The sequence below is a fragment of the Paenibacillus sp. 2003 genome, assembly GCF_031455635.1.
Lineage (GTDB): Bacteria > Bacillota > Bacilli > Paenibacillales > Paenibacillaceae > Paenibacillus > Paenibacillus amylolyticus_B.
Genome location: NZ_JAVDTB010000001.1, coordinates 1,840,193 through 1,857,961 on the forward strand (window position 1 = coordinate 1,840,193; position 17,769 = coordinate 1,857,961).

The 17,769-nt window shown below is 45.7% G+C and carries 10 protein-coding genes; 8 read left to right on the forward strand and 2 right to left on the reverse strand.

Annotated elements, in window-relative coordinates:
• The first annotated feature begins 42 nt into the window (after positions 1 to 42).
• The 8 genes from J2X75_RS08140 to J2X75_RS08175 all read left to right on the forward strand — a co-directional run bounded on the left by J2X75_RS08140 (position 43) and on the right by J2X75_RS08175 (position 17,022).
• Positions 43 to 6,426: a rhamnogalacturonan lyase family protein gene (locus J2X75_RS08140; protein ID WP_310335615.1), complete on the forward strand. Its 6,384-nt coding sequence runs from the start codon at positions 43 to 45 to the stop codon at positions 6,424 to 6,426.
• Positions 6,427 to 6,661: 235 nt separating this feature from the next.
• Positions 6,662 to 8,374 (forward strand): sensor histidine kinase, encoded by a 1,713-nt coding sequence (locus J2X75_RS08145; RefSeq protein ID WP_310335617.1) that lies wholly within the window; start codon positions 6,662 to 6,664, stop codon positions 8,372 to 8,374.
• Positions 8,371 to 9,777, forward strand: coding sequence for a response regulator transcription factor (locus J2X75_RS08150; protein ID WP_310335618.1), 1,407 nt, complete (start codon positions 8,371 to 8,373; stop codon positions 9,775 to 9,777). Before J2X75_RS08145 ends, J2X75_RS08150 begins: the two co-directional genes overlap by 4 nt.
• Before the next feature lie 251 nt (positions 9,778 to 10,028).
• Positions 10,029 to 11,765, forward strand: coding sequence for an extracellular solute-binding protein (locus J2X75_RS08155; protein WP_310335620.1), 1,737 nt, complete (start codon positions 10,029 to 10,031; stop codon positions 11,763 to 11,765).
• Positions 11,766 to 11,826: 61 nt separating this feature from the next.
• Positions 11,827 to 12,741: an ABC transporter permease gene (locus J2X75_RS08160; RefSeq protein WP_091020977.1), complete on the forward strand. Its 915-nt coding sequence runs from the start codon at positions 11,827 to 11,829 to the stop codon at positions 12,739 to 12,741.
• Between the two features lie 13 nt (positions 12,742 to 12,754).
• The gene (locus J2X75_RS08165) at positions 12,755 to 13,648 is read left to right on the forward strand and encodes a carbohydrate ABC transporter permease (RefSeq protein WP_310335623.1); all 894 of its coding nucleotides are present in this window, start codon (positions 12,755 to 12,757) and stop codon (positions 13,646 to 13,648) included.
• A gap of 22 nt (positions 13,649 to 13,670) precedes the next feature.
• A complete protein-coding gene (locus J2X75_RS08170) occupies positions 13,671 to 15,299 on the forward strand; it encodes a glycoside hydrolase family 13 protein (protein WP_310335625.1) in 1,629 nt (542 codons plus the stop codon).
• Positions 15,300 to 15,351: 52 nt separating this feature from the next.
• Positions 15,352 to 17,022, forward strand: a complete 1,671-nt coding sequence (locus J2X75_RS08175) for a glycoside hydrolase family 13 protein (RefSeq protein ID WP_310335627.1) — start codon at positions 15,352 to 15,354, stop codon at positions 17,020 to 17,022.
• Positions 17,023 to 17,130: 108 nt separating this feature from the next.
• Here the strand turns inward: J2X75_RS08175 and J2X75_RS08180 are convergent, their stop codons facing one another.
• Together J2X75_RS08180 and J2X75_RS08185 are read right to left on the reverse strand one after the other, a co-directional pair.
• Positions 17,131 to 17,412 (reverse strand): GNAT family N-acetyltransferase, encoded by a 282-nt coding sequence (locus J2X75_RS08180; RefSeq protein ID WP_036615433.1) that lies wholly within the window; start codon positions 17,410 to 17,412, stop codon positions 17,131 to 17,133.
• Entirely contained in the window at positions 17,405 to 17,656 is a 252-nt protein-coding gene (locus J2X75_RS08185; protein ID WP_036616061.1) for a (4Fe-4S)-binding protein, read from the reverse strand. Before J2X75_RS08185 ends, J2X75_RS08180 begins: the two co-directional genes overlap by 8 nt.
• Positions 17,657 to 17,769: the final 113 nt, after the last annotated feature.

Below are 17,769 nucleotides of genomic sequence, written 5' to 3' on the forward strand. Positions count from 1 at the left end.
TGATTCTAAAAATGAATTTTTAGATAAGGAGGAGTTAATCGAATGATCCGAAGAACTGTTTCCATCCAGAAATCGATGTTTGTATCTTTTTTAGCACTCCTTATGGTTATTTCACTGGCTGTCCCTCCGGCGCCGATACGTGCAGAGTCATCAAGCAGCCTGCCGGGTCGCCAAGCAGAGTATCTTAACCGGGGGTTGGTTGCGGTTCTTTTAGACAACGGCGTTTTTCTGAGCTGGAGGTATTTAAACAACGATCCAGATGATATCGCTTTCAATATATATAAAAATGGAACCAAAGTGAACGCATCGCCCATAAGCGATGTGACGAACTATGTGGACACCACGGGTTTCGACAGCTCGCAATATCAGATCTCGACCGTTATTGCAGGCAAAGAGCAAATGCAACCGGAGGTTGTATCGGTCTGGCATAACGATTATCTGCCTATTCCGCTCGATAAACCGGCCGATGGCCGGACTAAGGATGGTGGGACCTACTCCTACTATGCAGGAGATGCTTCCGTAGCTGACTTGGACGGGGATGGCGAATATGAAATTGTTTTCTTGTGGAGTCCGAGCAATTCCAAAGATAATTCGCAGGCCGGTTATACAGGCAATGTGTATATCGATGCCATCAAACTGGACGGCACTAAGCTGTGGAGGATTGACCTGGGAGTCAACATCCGCGCCGGAGCGCATTATACGCAGTTAATGGTGTATGACCTCGATGGCAACGGAAAGGCCGAGGTTGTTGTCAAGACGGCGGACGGCACAAAGGATGGCCAAGGCACGGTCATTGGTGACGGCACGAAGGATTATCGCAACGATGGCGGATACATACTGTCAGGACCGGAATATCTCACGCTGTTTAACGGTGAGACTGGCGCGGCTGTATCCACCGTGAATTATGATCCACCAAGAGGCAATGTCAGTGATTGGGGTGACGGCTATGGCAACCGTGTAGACCGTTTTCTTGGTGCGATTGCTTATCTGGATGGTACGAAGCCAAGTGTCGTGATGAGCCGGGGTTATTATACCCGCACAGTGCTTGTTGCTTATGATTATGTTGGCGGGGAACTCGTCAAGCGCTGGACGTTCGACACAAACGAAGCAGGATCACAATATCAATCACAGGGCAACCATAATCTAAGTGTGCTGGATGTTGACAAGGACGGCAAGGACGAAATTATGTTTGGCGCTTTGGCCATTGATGATGACGGCAGCTTGCTGTACAGCACCGGACTCGGCCACGGTGATGCTATGCATGCCGGCCAGCTCGATCCGAACCGGGCGGGCTATCAGGTCGTAAGCGTGCATGAGCATTCGGATGCGGCATACGGACTGGAGATGCGCGATGCGGCAACAGGTGAAATCCTCTGGGGTGAGAAAACAGGTTTTGACACCGGTCGCGGGATGTCGGCGGACATTGATCCAAACTATCCGGGTTACGAATCATGGGCCACGACCGTTACCAATGGGCAAAGTGTACCTGTAACCAATACCTATTCTGCAGCCGGAGAGGCTATCTACACTGTGGACGAAGGGCCCAAAACCGCCAGCTTTGCCATCTGGTGGGATGGAGATCTTCAGCGGGAGCTGTTGGACCATGAGTGGGATAATGGCACAGCCAAAGGAATTCCGCTCATCTATAAGTGGGACTACCAAAACAAAAAGCTGAATGAAATCTTCCGGGCAACCGGTACGTTAACGAACAACCATACCAAAGGCAATCCGGCACTTCAGGCGGACATTCTGGGCGACTGGCGTGAGGAGCTTCTGCTGCGGAGCGAAGATAGTTCGGAGTATCGTCTCTACACAACGACCATTCCTTCAGACTATCGCATCCCTACGCTGATGCAGGACCCTGTGTATCGACTTGGCATAGCCTGGCAAAATGTAGCCTACAACCAGCCGCCTCATACCGGCTTTTATCTTGGAGCGGAAGCTACAGCATTCCCTAAAGCTGATCTGGCGCTGACTCGCGAAGCAGAAATGCCGGAGCCGGTCTACCGCTTTAATTTCGGTACAGAGACTGCGTCAGGAAGTACGAACATACAGGATACGCTCTACGCACAAGATCCGGGATACGGCTTCAAGGATACAAATGGTGTTACGGTAGGGGCAAAACAGGTTTCGGTCCCGGCGGGCACGACATTTGCCGTTGATCTGCCCAATGCGAACTATAAGGTGACGCTGCGATTGGGCAATGATGCAAATGACTCGAACGTTGGAGTCAAATCCGAATTCGTCCAGAAGCTCGCCGTAACCAATGTGACAGCAGGAGCACCACTGGAGTATTCCTATGATATTGCTGTGGTGGATGGCCAGCTCGATCTTCTCTTCACGGGTACAGCCATAGACATCCAAGACGTCATCATCGAGAAATATCCAGAGAAAGCGGCTGGTGCGGCAACAACGATCTATATGGCTGGTGATTCAACCATGCAATCTTACAGTGAAGCGCAGGCTCCTCAAGAAGGATGGGGCCAGCAGTTCGGACGTTATTTCTCCAATGGGGCAGTCGTCGTGAACGATGCGATCGGTGGCCGAAGCAGTAAATCCTTTATGGTAGACGGTCGTCTCGATACGATCCTGCAGCGAATTAAGCCGGGGGACTTCTTCTTCATTTCCTTTGGTCATAACGACGCCAGTGCAGGGATACCGGACCGGTACGCATCACCGGAGGACTATAAAATTTATTTGGCTCGTTATGTAAACGGTGCCAAACAGCGGGGCGCTACACCGGTATTACTGACTCCGGTTGGACGCAGAGATTTTAATACAGTGACTCAAGAATTCAACGTTAGCTTCCCGGCATATGTTCAGGCTGCCAAAGAAGTAGCTGAAGAGCAGGACGTGCCACTGATTGATCTGAGCAAGTTGAGTATTGCTTACTACGACAAAATTGGTAACACAGCTACGGAAAAAGTGTTCTTATATGCTAATCCGGGTGAATATCCAAAATACCCAAATGGGATCAACGATAATACGCATTTCAGCAGCTATGGTGCACGGAAAATTGCCGGACTCGTTGCTGGTGCAGTCAAAGACATGGAGCTGAGCATTTCATCACTGGTCATTGACCCGGATATTTCCGAGCCAGAGCCAGAGCCGGAAGCCCAGCTATATGAGGAGAATTTTGAAGGCGACGCTGCCAACTACCAATATGCGATGGTCAATGCCACGGGTATTGCAGGGACCATGACGGGAACCGTTGTTGAACAGTCTGGAAATAAAGTACTGTCCGTCGCGGGTTCCGGATCGGGCAATCGGGCCAAAGTATTCCGTCTGTTCGATGCCGTAAACGGCGATCAGGTGAACGTGAACTTTGACTGGCAATCCGGTAATGTGAGTGCCTATCCATCAGAAGGTCACCTCACAATACAGGATTCTAACGAAAATGCCCTGTTCACGCTGTATACCAAAACCGGAAGCACCAAAATTCATTATTTTGTCGGTGCATATAACCCAGACTACGGCACAGGGGATACAGCCATACCCGAAGGGGGAACGGCTACAGATATTTCCAAGAACCAGTGGGTCAATGTGGATGCAACCGTTAATTTTTCCGAGAAAACATTGGATCTGACATTAACGAACATAGCCGATCCGACAGTTACACAAACGATTGCAGATATCTCGCTGAGTTCCGCCGCATATGCGGACAACGTCAGATCCATGCGGTTCCTGGGAACGAGAAAAGGCGGTGGAGGCACGTTGAACTGGACTACCCAGATCGACAACGTGCGAATTGAAGGCACTCAGCTCTCTTTGGAGGGCGGCGATCAGACTGCCTTAATCGCTCTGTACGATGAGATCAAAGCACTTGATCTGTCGAATTATACGGAATCATCCAAAGCAGTCGTGAACCGGGCTTTGGCAGCTGCGGAAGCTATATTCAATACGGAAGCCACGCAGGCTAAAGTTGACCATACGTTTAACATGTTAACTGTTGCGAAGGATTCATTGACAAGTGCACCAAGCGAAGAGATAAGTGAATACAAATTTGACTTTGGTTCTGGCGACGCAGCCGACGGATACATCAAGGTAGATGCCAAAAGAGCGTACATTGAAGGCAATGGGTACGGCTTTGCTGATACTGCGCTGACCAAAGATGAGAACCGGGAAACCGGAGATTTGCTCAAGGAAGATTTCACACGAGTAAACGGTACCTCTTTCCTGGCAGAAATGGAGCCGGCGAATTACCGGGTAACGATGACCATCGGGGATGCGGAGGAATCAACTAGCGCAAATGTTGTTGTGGAGCAAATGACCAAGTTGCCGCTCACAACCGTTGCCAAGGGCGAATTCAAAGAAATTACGTACGACATTGCTCTGATTGATGGGGTATTTAACTTCAACTTCACCGGAAATGCACCGAAGATCAATGCGCTGAAGCTGGAGCGTCTGCCAGATCACAGCGCAAGCGATAAACCGGTTATTTATTTGGCCAGCGATTCCACTGTGGCCAATTACGCGGAGAACTACCGTCCGCAAGCAGGTTGGGGCGAAACGTTGGGTGGATTTTTTGATCCAAATGAAGTCAGTATTGATAACCGGGCAGTTGGAGGATTGAGCAGCAAGACCTTCCTGGTCGGTGGATATCTCAATGATATTCTGCTCGACATTCAAGAAGGCGATTATCTGTTCATGCAGTGGTCTCATAACGATTCCACACCTTCACGTCCAGAGCGTTATCTTACGCCCGAGCAGTTCAAGGTATATCTAAAAGAATACATTAACGGTGCTCTGCAGAGAGGTGCGATTCCAGTTCTGGTCACGCCAGTGAATCGTCGTGATTTTACCAGCGAAGTGCTGAACAAGAGCTTCCCGGAATACGTACAGGCGATGAAAGAAACAGCGCAGGAGACGGAAACACTCATCATTGATCTGAACCAAGCCAGTTGGGAGCATTTCCAGGAGCTTGGCACAGAAGGAACCAAATCGTTATTCATGTGGGTAGGTACAACCGAGGACAATACACATTTGCAAATGAACGGTGCAATCAAGGTTTCTGAACTCGTGGCACGTCTTGTGAAGGAATTGAATATACCTTTATCTGATTTTGTTACGTTGGAAGGGGAATCTCCGGAGCAGAAGGCCCCGTATACTACGGCAACTGTGGAAGGAGAATTGCAGAACGACTGGTATACTTCTCCGGCACAAGTAACCTTCACAGCAAGTGATGAAGATTCCGATATCGAAGGGACCTATTATCAAATCAATGGAGGCGAAACGGTGAGTGGCACACAGTTGACCCTAACTGAAGAAGGTACACATACCATCACCTACTGGAGTGTCGATGTTGACGGCAACAAAGAGAGTGAACAGTCTTTGTCCATATCCATTGATCTCGTACTTCCAACCATTGAAATTCATGGTCAAACCGAGTACACCATTGATCAGCATGTGGAAATTGGCTATACAGCCTCCGATTCGGTATCCGGTGTGGAAGAACCGGAGGGTGTGCTTCTCGACACTCCTGCGTATACACTGGAACCCGGCCTGAACCAGGTTACGGCAACGGTCTCTGATTTGGCTGGCTGGGAACAGACGGTAGAATATCGTTTTGGCGTTATTGCTACATTCGACAGCCTAATTAATCTGACCAACACCTTTGCTGATGAATCGATCGATCCTAATGCTGGTGTTCTTGCTGATCAGCTTACAAACACGTTACAGCAGGCCAAACAGGCAGCAAACAATCGTGAAGGAGCAAAAGCGCGTCAATTGCTTGCATCCTACGGTAATGACGTTCAATCAGCTAGAGGAACCGTATTTACGGATGAGCAGGCAAGTGTGCTGATTAAGTGGGAGGAATGGCTCCATCAGACAACGCCACTAGCAAACGGTGCCCCTGGCACTCCGGTGTTATCTGACAATAATGGTTACGACACGGGGCTCAAAGACGGAGACTATACAATCACGATGAATCTGTGGTGGGGGAATAACGGCAATCAGTTCAAGCTGTATGAGAATGGTGAATTGATTAAAGAAATTTCTCTAGTCGATCAATCCCCGTCCGCCCAATCTGTTCAAGTTGATATTACTGGAAAGAAAAATGGCACCTATATCTATACTGGAGAATTGATCAATGCACTGGGTTCAACCATGAGTGTTCCACTGACAGTCATCGTCACGGATGCTTCCCCGGGGCAAGCTGTTCTGTCGAACGACAACTGGGATGGTGACGGCAACTATAATGTCACCATGAATCTGTGGTGGGGAACAAACGCAACCGAATACGAACTTTACGAAAATGGTGTATTGATTGACACACAATCACTGGAATCTCATTCGCCTGGTGCACAGTCTGCGGTTACCTCAATCTCTGGAAGGGTACCCGGAATCTACGAGTATGAAGCTGTACTTCGTAATTCTTCAGGGGAAACCAGATCACACAAATTAAATGTGACGGTACGAGAGTAGACTTAAATGTTTGAGCATTCCATTAACAAGAAGTGATTACAACTGAAGTAAGGTACGCATATAAAAGTGTTATTCCTCATCATTTTGAGGAGTAGCACTTTTTATATGTGCACAGTATGAAAGCGTTTGACTTATTTGAATATCAATCTATAATGATGAAAGGAAATTGGACTTGGAGCAAGCTTCCATACGCAGGAGGCTTGCTGTTTCATTTTCAGAAGGAGAATAAGTTCCCATGACACTTAAAAAAAGAATCTTTTTACTGTTCTTTCTCAGTGCGTTTATCCCCTTTATCAGTATATTTGCGATTTCTTATTATACGATCGACTCCATTTTCGCAAATAAGATCGATGATGGCATCCGTAGCAATTTACAACAGGTGACATCCTCATTTGAGAACTCCATCACCAATCTGAATCATGTTACGCAACAATTATCTTACAGGGGTACTTTAGGCAAAAGCATGGATGAATTCTTGAATCCGTCCTCTGATATCTTCGAATTAATTGAGGCCAGGGACGAATTAAAGAGCGAGTTAAGTGTGGTCACATTTACCAATCCCAACATCGGACTGACGTTATATTACTTTGAAAAAGAAGGTACTACTCAGTTCGGAAACTTTCCAATTAAGGATCGTTTCTCTCCTGAGTCTCTGCCTGTGCTCTTCCAAACCTATGGCATTAAGTACTATGGCCCCCATATGAGTATGAACCGATTTGATGATCAACTTGTTCTGTCTGCTATGCGTAAAGTACAACTTTCCGAGAGGAACGACGTGTTCATTTACGTAGAATCAGGCTTTCGCCTCACACAGGATATCTTGGGCTACAATCAATACAACGGCGCATTATCTCATCTCATCCTGGATGGTGAAGGCAACATTGTGTACAGCGAAATACCGGAAGCCATGAAGGTAGGGGAGAATTTCTCCAGCTTAACAGTAGATCCTGCCAAGGACGGGATATCCCGCGGGTATCACTGGTTCAAGGAGGATTCCTCACAGAAATGGAGTGTCGTATCGGTCATTTCGCAGTCTCAATATCAACAGGAGAAAAACCAGTGGTTGCTTCAAATTTTGCTGGTCGCTTTATTTTTCCTCGGCTTTACCGTGTTTCTCGCTTGGCTCCTGTGGAAGATGGTCTACAAACCACTCGGTCTGTTCCATTCGGAGATCAATGGGATGTCCAAAAATCCACAAACGAAAGGGAACCGAGCTCGCACTCAGATTCCTGAATTTGATTTTCTGTTGGGTGAATTTTCGAATATGCAGCATCAGATTGGTGACCTCTTCAAGGAAGTTCAGCAGAAAGAGAAGATACGTGCAGACCTGGAAGTGGAAAAACTGCTCTATCAGATCAACCCGCACTTTCTGATGAATACGCTCGATACGGTGCACTGGCTGGCCGTCATGAACGGACAAGGAGAGATCGACAAGCTGGTGCAGTCATTAAACAAGCTACTGTATTACAATTTGGGCAAATTAGGGCAAGTATCCACCATGGAAGAGGAGCTCGATGCCCTAAGACAGTATCTGATTTTGCAGCAAATTCGCTATGATTTTGAATTTGACGTCCGTATTACTGCAGATGAACAAGTGCTTCAAATTCCTGTGCCCCGCTTCATTCTGCAACCGCTGGTTGAAAATTCGTTATATCATGGATTGAGTGACGAAGGTTTTATTCAGATTGAAGTGACATGCACTTCAACGTTGAACATTATGATACAAGATAATGGTGCAGGTATGACTGAGGATACCATTCATAATCTGCTGAACAATCGTGAAGCTGAACAACAAAAAGTAGGGATGGGCATCGGACTCAATTACGTTCACCGCATGTTGAAAGCACAGTACGGGGACCAAGCACAACTGGTGATTGAGAGTGAATTGGGAACAGGCACAAGGATACTGCTTGTATTGCCTATTAAAGGAGAAGATATCTCGGCATGATTAAGGTATTGATTGTAGATGATGATAAGTTGGTACGCAAAGGCATTAGCTCTGCGATGCCATGGAACGAGTTCAACATGGAGGTTGTAGGAGAGGCCAGCAACGGGGCGAAAGCGCTGGATTTCCTGAAAACCCAACCGGTCGATCTGATGTTAACGGATCTTGCGATGCCCGTCATGTCAGGGATCGAACTGATGCGAGCTGCGAGGCAGCTCTATCCGGAACTTCATATCGTTGTGTTAACACTGCATCAGGATTTCGATTATATCCAGGAAGCGCTAAGACTTGGAGCCATCGATTATATAGCCAAAGTGCAGCTGGAGAAAGAGCAATTCGAACATGTTCTGGATCGAATACATACCCGAATTAGCGGGTTGACAAACACGACAAGAAAGATGCCATCGCAGGATGAAATCAATGTCCATTATCCAAATGTGTATGCACTTGTTTCACAGGATCGTAAATCAGAGCAGAAGTGGCCAAGAGAGTTAACTGCGCATGAAGATCTGATAAGGTGGGAGGTTGAGCGTAATAGCTGCATGTGGGCTGCACCCCCGTCCAAAGAGGATCAACTTTTTCATCAATTGAAGGAAGGCCTGCATCAAGTTCCCCATAGTACGTTGTTGGTTTTGTCTGATGTACAAGAGCGAACATGGTCGCAAATCAAGAACTGGATTAGGAATTATACAGAGACGACTTTATTCTATGCGTACAATCCCAATAACCAAGTCATTACCATTTCCATGAATGAGGAAGATACATTTTCAAAAGAACCGCAGGATGAGGACCTTGATCGAATTAAGCAAACTTGGTTCCAAACACCATGGACCCACCACGATAGTTACTACAACCAACTTGTTGACCAGTTCAAATCATTACGATTACATAAAGGTCAGTTGATGGGATTGCTGTACTCGATCGTAATGGAGTGGAACCGTATTTTTGCCCAAACTACGCTTGGAAGAATCTCGATGATCCATTCTTTCGAGTCTTGGTACGAGGTTGAAGAATGGATCAAACAGACTGCTGCAAGCATTCGAAAGGCTGATGAACAGACTTCATATTCACAGGAAATCATCGATGCCGTGAAAAAAGCAGTGATGATCGTGCAGCATGATTTGGAGCAGGCCTATACAGCTTCAGGTCTCTCCCAACAACTCAACATCAGCCGAAGTTATTTCAGTCAATGTTTCAAAGATCTGATGGGGAAAACCTTTAATGAGTACTCCCGCTTCATCCGGGTAGAGAAATCCAAAGAGTACTTGCTCAGTACGAATAATACGATTTTCTGGATTGCGGAGCGAGTAGGTTATACGGATGAAAAATATTTCAGCCGGATTTTCCGCGAACTGACAGGTCTTCTGCCAAGCGAATATCGGCAGCTAGGTAGAGGAAATAAATAGCCGACAGCTTCCTGTTTTAGGAGCTGCCGGCTTTTGTTTTTGATCGAGAATAGAAGTAGATAGACGAATGTTGGTCAGTAGGTAGGGTAAATGATCACAAGTTAACCATACTTCATAATACAGACTGAAAACTGTAACCATTTCTCTATCCAAATGGACGTGTGATCCCTATCTCGATTGGCCTTCACTTCATTTTATAATGAAAGCGCAAACAAATATATTAAACATCAGATAAAGGGGAATCGAACTAGATGAGAACAAAATGGTCTATTAAAAGCAAACGGGTGACAAAGCGTCTGGCCGTGCTGTCCATGTCCGCCTTGATGGTTGCAGCCCTAGCGGCATGTGGAGACTCTTCCAATCCTCCTACTGCAGAGGAAGCAGGCAAATATGAGGTAACGCCAGGAGATCCGTTTAGTGCCTATAAAGACGAAATAACCGTAACCATGGGACGGGTAACCACAGCCAACCCAAAACTGCCGGCTGGTGATACCTATGAGAACAACGCATATACTCGGCTGGTCAAAGACACGTTTAACGCTCAGATTACAGATCAATTTGAAGCCAATGGCGAAGATTATAGCCGTCAGGTTTCGCTCGCCATCGCATCCGGGGAATTGCCAGACATGATGCGTGTTGATTCCAAAGATGAATTGAAAGAGCTGGTGGATAATGATCTGATTGAGGATCTGACAACCATTTATGATCAATATGCTACGGATAATATCAAGCAGATATACGATTCCTATGATGGCCGTGCATTAGAAAATGCGACGATTGACGGACGTTTGATGGGCCTCCCGGCGACTTCTCTGGATTCCGCACCAACGATGGTTTGGGTCCGTCAAGATTGGCTGGATCTACTGGGGATTCAACTGGATGCAGACGGTGACGGCGCCCTTTCACTGGATGAAGTGGAGAAAACGGCACAGGAATTCCTAGAAAGAGACCCTGGCCAATCCGGAAACCCGGTAGGTATTCCATTTGTGAACACGATGAATACAACAGATTATAATGGCTCTGCTTATACGATGCTGGGTGTGGCCTCAACCGAGGGAGCCTTCCCGCAATATTGGATGAATGGTGAAGACGGCAAAATCGTGTATGGTTCCACGACAGAAGAAACGAAGCAGATGCTGGGCATCATGGCGGATTGGTTCAAGAATGGTATCATCGACCCGCAATTTGGAACCCGCACGTTTGACGATATTACCGCACTCTACGCCAATGGCCAAAGCGGTATTGCCTTTGGACCGTGGCATATCCCTGACTGGGGACTGATCAGTGCAAAACAGATGGATAAAAATGCGAAATTCTCGGCTTATACGCTGGAAGATGCAAACGGCAAGGTCAACGTGGCGCATGCCAATCCATCCAATCAGTTTATCGTGGTGAGAAAAGGATATGAACACCCTGAACTGGCCGTTAAGATTCTTAACCTGTTCTACGATAAACTGGCCAATGATAAAGATGCCGCAACAACCATGCCGGAAGCTGCCAAATATCAGGAGACCGGGGTAGACGGATCTACGAGACCTTTTAATATCGAAGTCAATTCGGCTACATCGCTGCTGGATGATTACTCTGACGTTGTTCGCGGGATTAAAGGAGAGATCGGCCTGGATGAGGTTCGCACAACCGAATCGAAAAACAATATCGGAAGCATCAAAACCTATTTGAGTGACATGGATACGGATGATGTGACTGCTTGGTCAAAATATCATTCGCGGATCAACGGAGTGGGACTAATCGACAAACTGACTCAGGAAAACAAATTTGTCTGGATGACACCTGCTTTCTCTGGCACTACACCAAGCATGAAACAGACGTGGGCCAATCTGACGAAGTTGGAGCAGGAATCGTTTATCAAAATTATAACGGGTTCAGAACCTTTGGATTACTTCGATACATTCGTGAATAACTGGAAAAAACAAGGCGGTGATCAAGTCATTCAGGAAATTGAAGATGAGATCGCATCCAAACAATAATATCCATGCACAGTAGCAGGGCTGCGATAAGCAGCCTTTCTTCAAGGAAAGGGGTTCATCCATGAAACAGGGGAAATTGAAAGCGAGAGGCCGGCTTGGCCCAGGTGCCATGTACCATATGATGATGCTACCAGGCATTTTGTTTTTGCTGGTATTCAGCTATGTTCCAATGGTCGGTATCATTACGGCTTTTCAGGACTATATACCGGCCAAAGGCATGTTTGGCTCTGAATTTGTAGGGTTGAAACATTTCACTTATATGTTCAAGCTGCCGGATATCGCGCAGGTCGTCAGCAATACGTTGGTGATAGCGATTGGCAAGATTTTGCTTGGAACGATGATGGCCATCATTTTTTCCGTTTTGTTAAATGAAATTCGTGTCAAATACGTTAAAAAATCGGTGCAGACGATCGTTTATCTGCCGCACTTTCTATCCTGGGTTGTACTGGCATCGGTCGTTGTCAACATGTTCAGTCTAGATGGTATTGTGAATCAAATGTTGGCTTTCTTTGGCCTCGAAAATATTAATTTCCTTGGCAGCAACACCTGGTTCCAGCCACTGATTATCGGTACAGACGTATGGAAAGAGTTTGGTTACAGTTCCATCGTCTATCTTGCTGCGATTACGTCGATTGATCCCGGTCTGTATGAAGCAGCAGGAATGGATGGAGCCAGTTGGTGGAGAAAAGTATGGCATATTACATTGCCAGGCATGCTGCCTATTATTCTGCTCATGGGCGTAATGAGCTTGACCAACATTTTGAGCGCCGGTTTCGATCAAGTCTATAATCTGTATAACCCGGTTGTCTATGAGTCAGGCGACATTCTGGATACCTATGTCTATCGGATCGGTCTCGTTGGACGACAGTATAGCTTCGGTACAGCTGTTGGTTTGTTCAAGTCCGTAATCGGTATTGTGTTGCTCTTGTCTGCCAACCAGTTGGCCAAAAAATATACGGACCGAAAAATATTCTAAGGAGGCCAAACCTGTGTCCTATTCTGCAAACTTCAAAGATCGAATTGGCCGGTTTGTCATCTATGCCATCGTCATCATGCTGGCATTGGTCTGCCTTCTTCCGTTATGGAATATCGTCGCCATTTCATTCAGCAGCAGCGAGGCGGTATCCGCAAATGCAGTAGGTCTCGTTCCGGTCAATTTTACAACAGCGGCTTATACCAAAATTATTGATGATGCACAGTTCTGGCGTTCCTTTGGCATATCTGTTCTACGTGTCGCGCTTACCCTTGTGCTTAACATGATTTTGATTATTTTAATGGCTTATCCGCTATCCAAATCGAAGAGGGATTTCAAAGGCAGAAACATTTATATGAATATCATGATTTTTGCCATGTTGTTTAGCGGAGGCATGATTCCGAGTTACCTGCTGATCAAAAACCTGGACATGCTGAATACGATATGGGCACTCGTTCTGCCAGGCGCTGTCCCCATATTCAGTGTCATTCTCGTGATGAATTTCTTCTCCGCTGTACCTAAAGCGCTTGAAGAAGCCGCGTTTATCGATGGGGCGAATCCGCTGCAGGTCTTGTTTAAAGTATATGTCCCTGTGTCCATTCCTGCGCTGGCGACAGTTGCCTTGTTCAGTATTGTGGGGACATGGAATGACTTCTTCAACGGTTTAATCTATATGACCAAAGTTAGCAATTACCCGCTAATGACCTATATTCAGTCCCTTAACGTGAATATTGCCGATTTGCTTCAAGCCGGCACCAATTCCAATGAACTCAGCAACCTGACTGAAATTTCGAACAAAAACCTGAACGCAGCCAAAATCGTAGTTGCTGTTATCCCGCTATTGCTGATTTATCCGCTGCTGCAAAAATACTTTGTGACTGGCATTGTCGTAGGATCGGTCAAAGAATAACCTTAGAAAGGTTGAATGGAACATGGAAAATAAAAAATGGTGGAAAGAAACCGTTGTATATCAAATATATCCACGCAGCTTTCAAGATCGTAACGGTGATGGAATTGGCGACTTGAAGGGCATTGTGTCCCGATTGGATTATTTGCAGCAACTCGGCATTGGTGCGATCTGGTTATCACCCGTTTGCAAGTCTCCTCAAGATGATTACGGATATGATATTTCAGATTATCAGGACATTGATCCGATGTTTGGGTCTTTGGAAGATATGGAAACGTTAATTCTTGAAGCCAAGAAACGTGACATTCGAATCATCATGGATTTGGTGTTGAACCATACCTCGGATGAACACCCCTGGTTCCAAGAAGCCAAAAAAGGCAAAGACAATCCATACCATGACTACTACGTCTGGAGAGATGGCGTGGAAGGAGCACCTCCGAACGACTTGGGGTCCACCTTTGGTGGTTCAGCTTGGGAATGGGTGCCTGAGATCGGGCAATATTATTTGCATCTATTTTCCGTCAAACAGCCAGATCTCAACTGGGAAAACCCCAAAGTCCGGCAGGAAATATACAACATGATCAATTGGTGGATCGACAAGGGTGTGGGTGGTTTTCGACTTGACGTGATCGACTTAATCGGTAAAGAACCGGATTTGAAGATTACGGGAAATGGACCCAATCTGCATCAATATATCAGGGAACTGAGCAAGGAGACGTTTCAAAAAGCGGAAGACCTGCTAACGGTTGGAGAAACATGGGGCGCCACTCCGGAAATCGCCAAGCTGTACAGCAATCCAGACGGCAGTGAGTTTTCAATGGTCTTCCAATTTGAACACATCAGTTTGGATGAACAAGAAGGCAAAGGAAAGTGGGATCTTAAACCTTTGGATGTGATGGCATTAAAAAAAGTGCTGTCCAAGTGGCAAACGGAGCTCAAGGGTGATGCCTGGAACAGTCTGTTCTGGAACAACCATGACTTGCCTCGAATCGTATCGCGTTGGGGGAATGATGGAGAATTCAGAGTTGAATCGGCTAAAATGTTGGCTACCCTTCTTCATGGCATGCAAGGTACGCCTTACATATATCAAGGTGAAGAGTTGGGTATGACGAATGTTCAATATGCGATCGAGGATTATCGGGATATTGAATTGCTCAACTTTTATAAGGAAAGAATGGGGAGAGGTTATCCTGAACAAAGCGTGATGGAGTCGATCTACGCCAAGGGACGTGATAATGCACGCACACCTATGCAATGGGATACTTCCGATAACGCGGGTTTTACACAAGGGGAACCTTGGATTAAGGTGAATCCAAATTATAAGCATATCCATGCCGAGGAAAGTTTGAATAATCCCGAATCCATATTCCATTATTACCGGAAGTTAATTCAATTACGAAAAGATCATGGAGTCATTGTATATGGTGATTATGAGCTGATCTTTCCAGAGAACCCAGACGTGTTTGCATATACCCGAACGCTGAATGGTACTACGATTTTGGTGGTGTGCAATTTCCAGGGGTATACGACGGAGCTTCCGCTTCAGGAGCAATTAACAGGGTACTATCAGCTTTTGATAGCTAACTATACAGGTGAACTCTCGGAGAGCGAATTACGTCCATATGAAGCCAGAATGTACCTTATCCATGATTAAAGCATAATACGTTATATAATGTTCAGTTCTCAAGAAAGAAGGATTGTATTCAATGAAAAGAGTATGGTGGAAAGAAGCAGTAGCTTATCAAATCTATCCGAGAAGTTTTATGGATTCCAACGGAGATGGGGTTGGTGACATCAAGGGGATCATATCCAAACTGGATTATATTCAAGATCTCGGTATTGATCTGATATGGATCTGTCCGATGTATAAGTCACCTAACGATGATAATGGTTATGACATCAGCGATTACTGTTCCATTATGGATGAATTCGGCACGATGGCGGACTTTGATCAATTACTGCATGAAGTGCATCACCGCGGCATGAAACTCATTATGGACTTGGTGATCAATCATACAAGTGACGAACACCCGTGGTTTATTGAATCCAGAGCTTCACTGGATAATCCCAAACGAGATTGGTACATCTGGAGAGATGGGAAGAATGGGGACGAACCGAACAACTGGGAGAGCATCTTTGGCGGTTCTGCTTGGGAATATGATGAAGTCTCCGGACAGTACTATCTCCATCTGTTCTCCAAAAAACAACCGGATTTGAATTGGGCAAATAAAGAAGTTCGGAAATCCATATATGAAATGATGAATTGGTGGCTGGATAAAGGGATTGATGGTTTCCGTGTGGATGCAATCAGCCATATTCACAAAGAAGAGGGCCTCTTGGATATGCCTATCCGAGAAGGCGTCAAGTATATCTCTTCTTTTGAAAAGCATATGAATGTCAAGGGAATCCAGAGTTATCTGCAAGAAATGAAAGAGAATACATTATCCAGATATGACGTCGTGACTGTTGGGGAAGCAAATGGAGTTAAGGTTGAGGACCAAGAAGATCTGCTGGATTGGATCTGTGAAGTCAGAGGGAAATTTAATATGGTCTTTCAATTCGAACACCTGGACCTCTGGAAAAACAGTACAGACAGGCAACTGGATGTTCCCAAATTGAAAAACGTCTTGACCAAGTGGCAAAAATCACTGGAAGGCGTCGGCTGGAATGCTTTGTTTATAGAAAATCATGATCAGCCCCGTAAAGTCTCAACTTGGGGAAATGATACGGAGTATTGGTATGAAAGTGCCACTGCACTTGGAGCCATGTACTTTTTCATGCAAGGCACCCCATTCATCTACCAGGGGCAAGAGATAGGCATGACAAATGTGGCTTTCACTTCCATTGCGGATTATAACGACATAGCCGATCGGAATTTATATCAGATCAAACGCGAAGAGGGGATGTCGCATGAGGAGATCATGAACATCATCTGGGCTTCGAGTCGCGATAATTCCAGAACGCCGATGCAATGGTCTTCGGCCAAAGAGGCCGGGTTTACCAGCGGTACGCCATGGCTAAAAGTGAATGACAATTACATCAATATTAATGTAGAGAAACAACTCCAGGAGCCACGTTCTATTCTTCAATTTTATAAACAAATGATTCAGCTGCGAAAAGAGCACGATACGTTGACTTATGGTATTTATGAGCTTTTTTTGCCGGATCATCCGAGTGTATATGCATATACACGTACACTGGCAGACGAACAGGTGCTGGTAGTAATCAATCTTTCTGAACACATGGTGGAGCTTGAGGAAAATGAGCTTGGCCTCAACTTTTCAGAGATCTGGCTTACCAACTATGAGAAAAGTTTACTGCCACTGGTGTTGCGACCGTTTGAAACCATTGTTGGATTAAGCAATAAAGTAAAGTAAAGTAGAGTAGGATACGGAAAAGGAAAAAGGCGCCTATATCATTCAGAAAATGATATAGACGCCTTTTATTGTTGTGTAACCACATGAAATCAGCTGCGAATATTCGTTTTATTGATGGAGAACATCCGCGTATTCAGAGATACGTTCGAAACGTCCCTTGGCAAACGGGCATAAAGGTAAAATCTTAATACCGTTTTCCCGCGCGTATTCCACCATAGCTTTGATAAGTTCATCGCCAAGCCCTTGTCCTCGGTAAGCATTTTCCACCAAAGTGTGATCAATTATGTATAGCTCTGGACTCGAGATTACATAGGTCATCACCGCAGCAATGTCACCGTTATCTTGAATAAGGAATCTTTTATTGGCAGGTTCATGTTCTACGTTATGCATGTTCATCCTCTTTCTTTGTTGAATATTCACCGTCCAGAAGCTTATACGTCAAAGCTCCGCTTGGACATGTGTCAATATGCCGGGCAATGGCCTCCGAAGTGTCACCATCAGGATCAACCCAAGGACGCTTGCTTAAATCAAAAACAGCAGGGAGACCTTTTACGCAAATACCGGAATGAATGCAGACATCCGAATTAAACATAACCTCGATATCTTTACCGTAATATAATTTCTCTTTAACCATAATGCATTCACATCTTTCACTGTTGAGTTTGTTAAAGATCGATATCCCAGGCATCCATGGTAAGCCATGTCTGCCAAGCCCTTAATGTCCGAATTATAAATGAGGAATCGTTA

What these genes read in the sequence shown, in the direction of transcription:
- J2X75_RS08185 (WP_036616061.1), bottom strand. Translation starts at nt 17,656, where the DNA reads ATGGTTAAAGAGAAATTATATTACGGTAAAGATATCGAGGTTATGTTT.
- J2X75_RS08145 (WP_310335617.1), top strand. Translation starts at nt 6,662, where the DNA reads ATGACACTTAAAAAAAGAATCTTTTTACTGTTCTTTCTCAGTGCGTTT.
- J2X75_RS08155 (WP_310335620.1), top strand. Translation starts at nt 10,029, where the DNA reads ATGAGAACAAAATGGTCTATTAAAAGCAAACGGGTGACAAAGCGTCTG.
- J2X75_RS08180 (WP_036615433.1), bottom strand. Translation starts at nt 17,412, where the DNA reads ATGCATAACGTAGAACATGAACCTGCCAATAAAAGATTCCTTATTCAA.
- J2X75_RS08175 (WP_310335627.1), top strand. Translation starts at nt 15,352, where the DNA reads ATGAAAAGAGTATGGTGGAAAGAAGCAGTAGCTTATCAAATCTATCCG.
- J2X75_RS08160 (WP_091020977.1), top strand. Translation starts at nt 11,827, where the DNA reads ATGAAACAGGGGAAATTGAAAGCGAGAGGCCGGCTTGGCCCAGGTGCC.
- J2X75_RS08150 (WP_310335618.1), top strand. Translation starts at nt 8,371, where the DNA reads ATGATTAAGGTATTGATTGTAGATGATGATAAGTTGGTACGCAAAGGC.
- J2X75_RS08140 (WP_310335615.1), top strand. Translation starts at nt 43, where the DNA reads ATGATCCGAAGAACTGTTTCCATCCAGAAATCGATGTTTGTATCTTTT.
- J2X75_RS08170 (WP_310335625.1), top strand. Translation starts at nt 13,671, where the DNA reads ATGGAAAATAAAAAATGGTGGAAAGAAACCGTTGTATATCAAATATAT.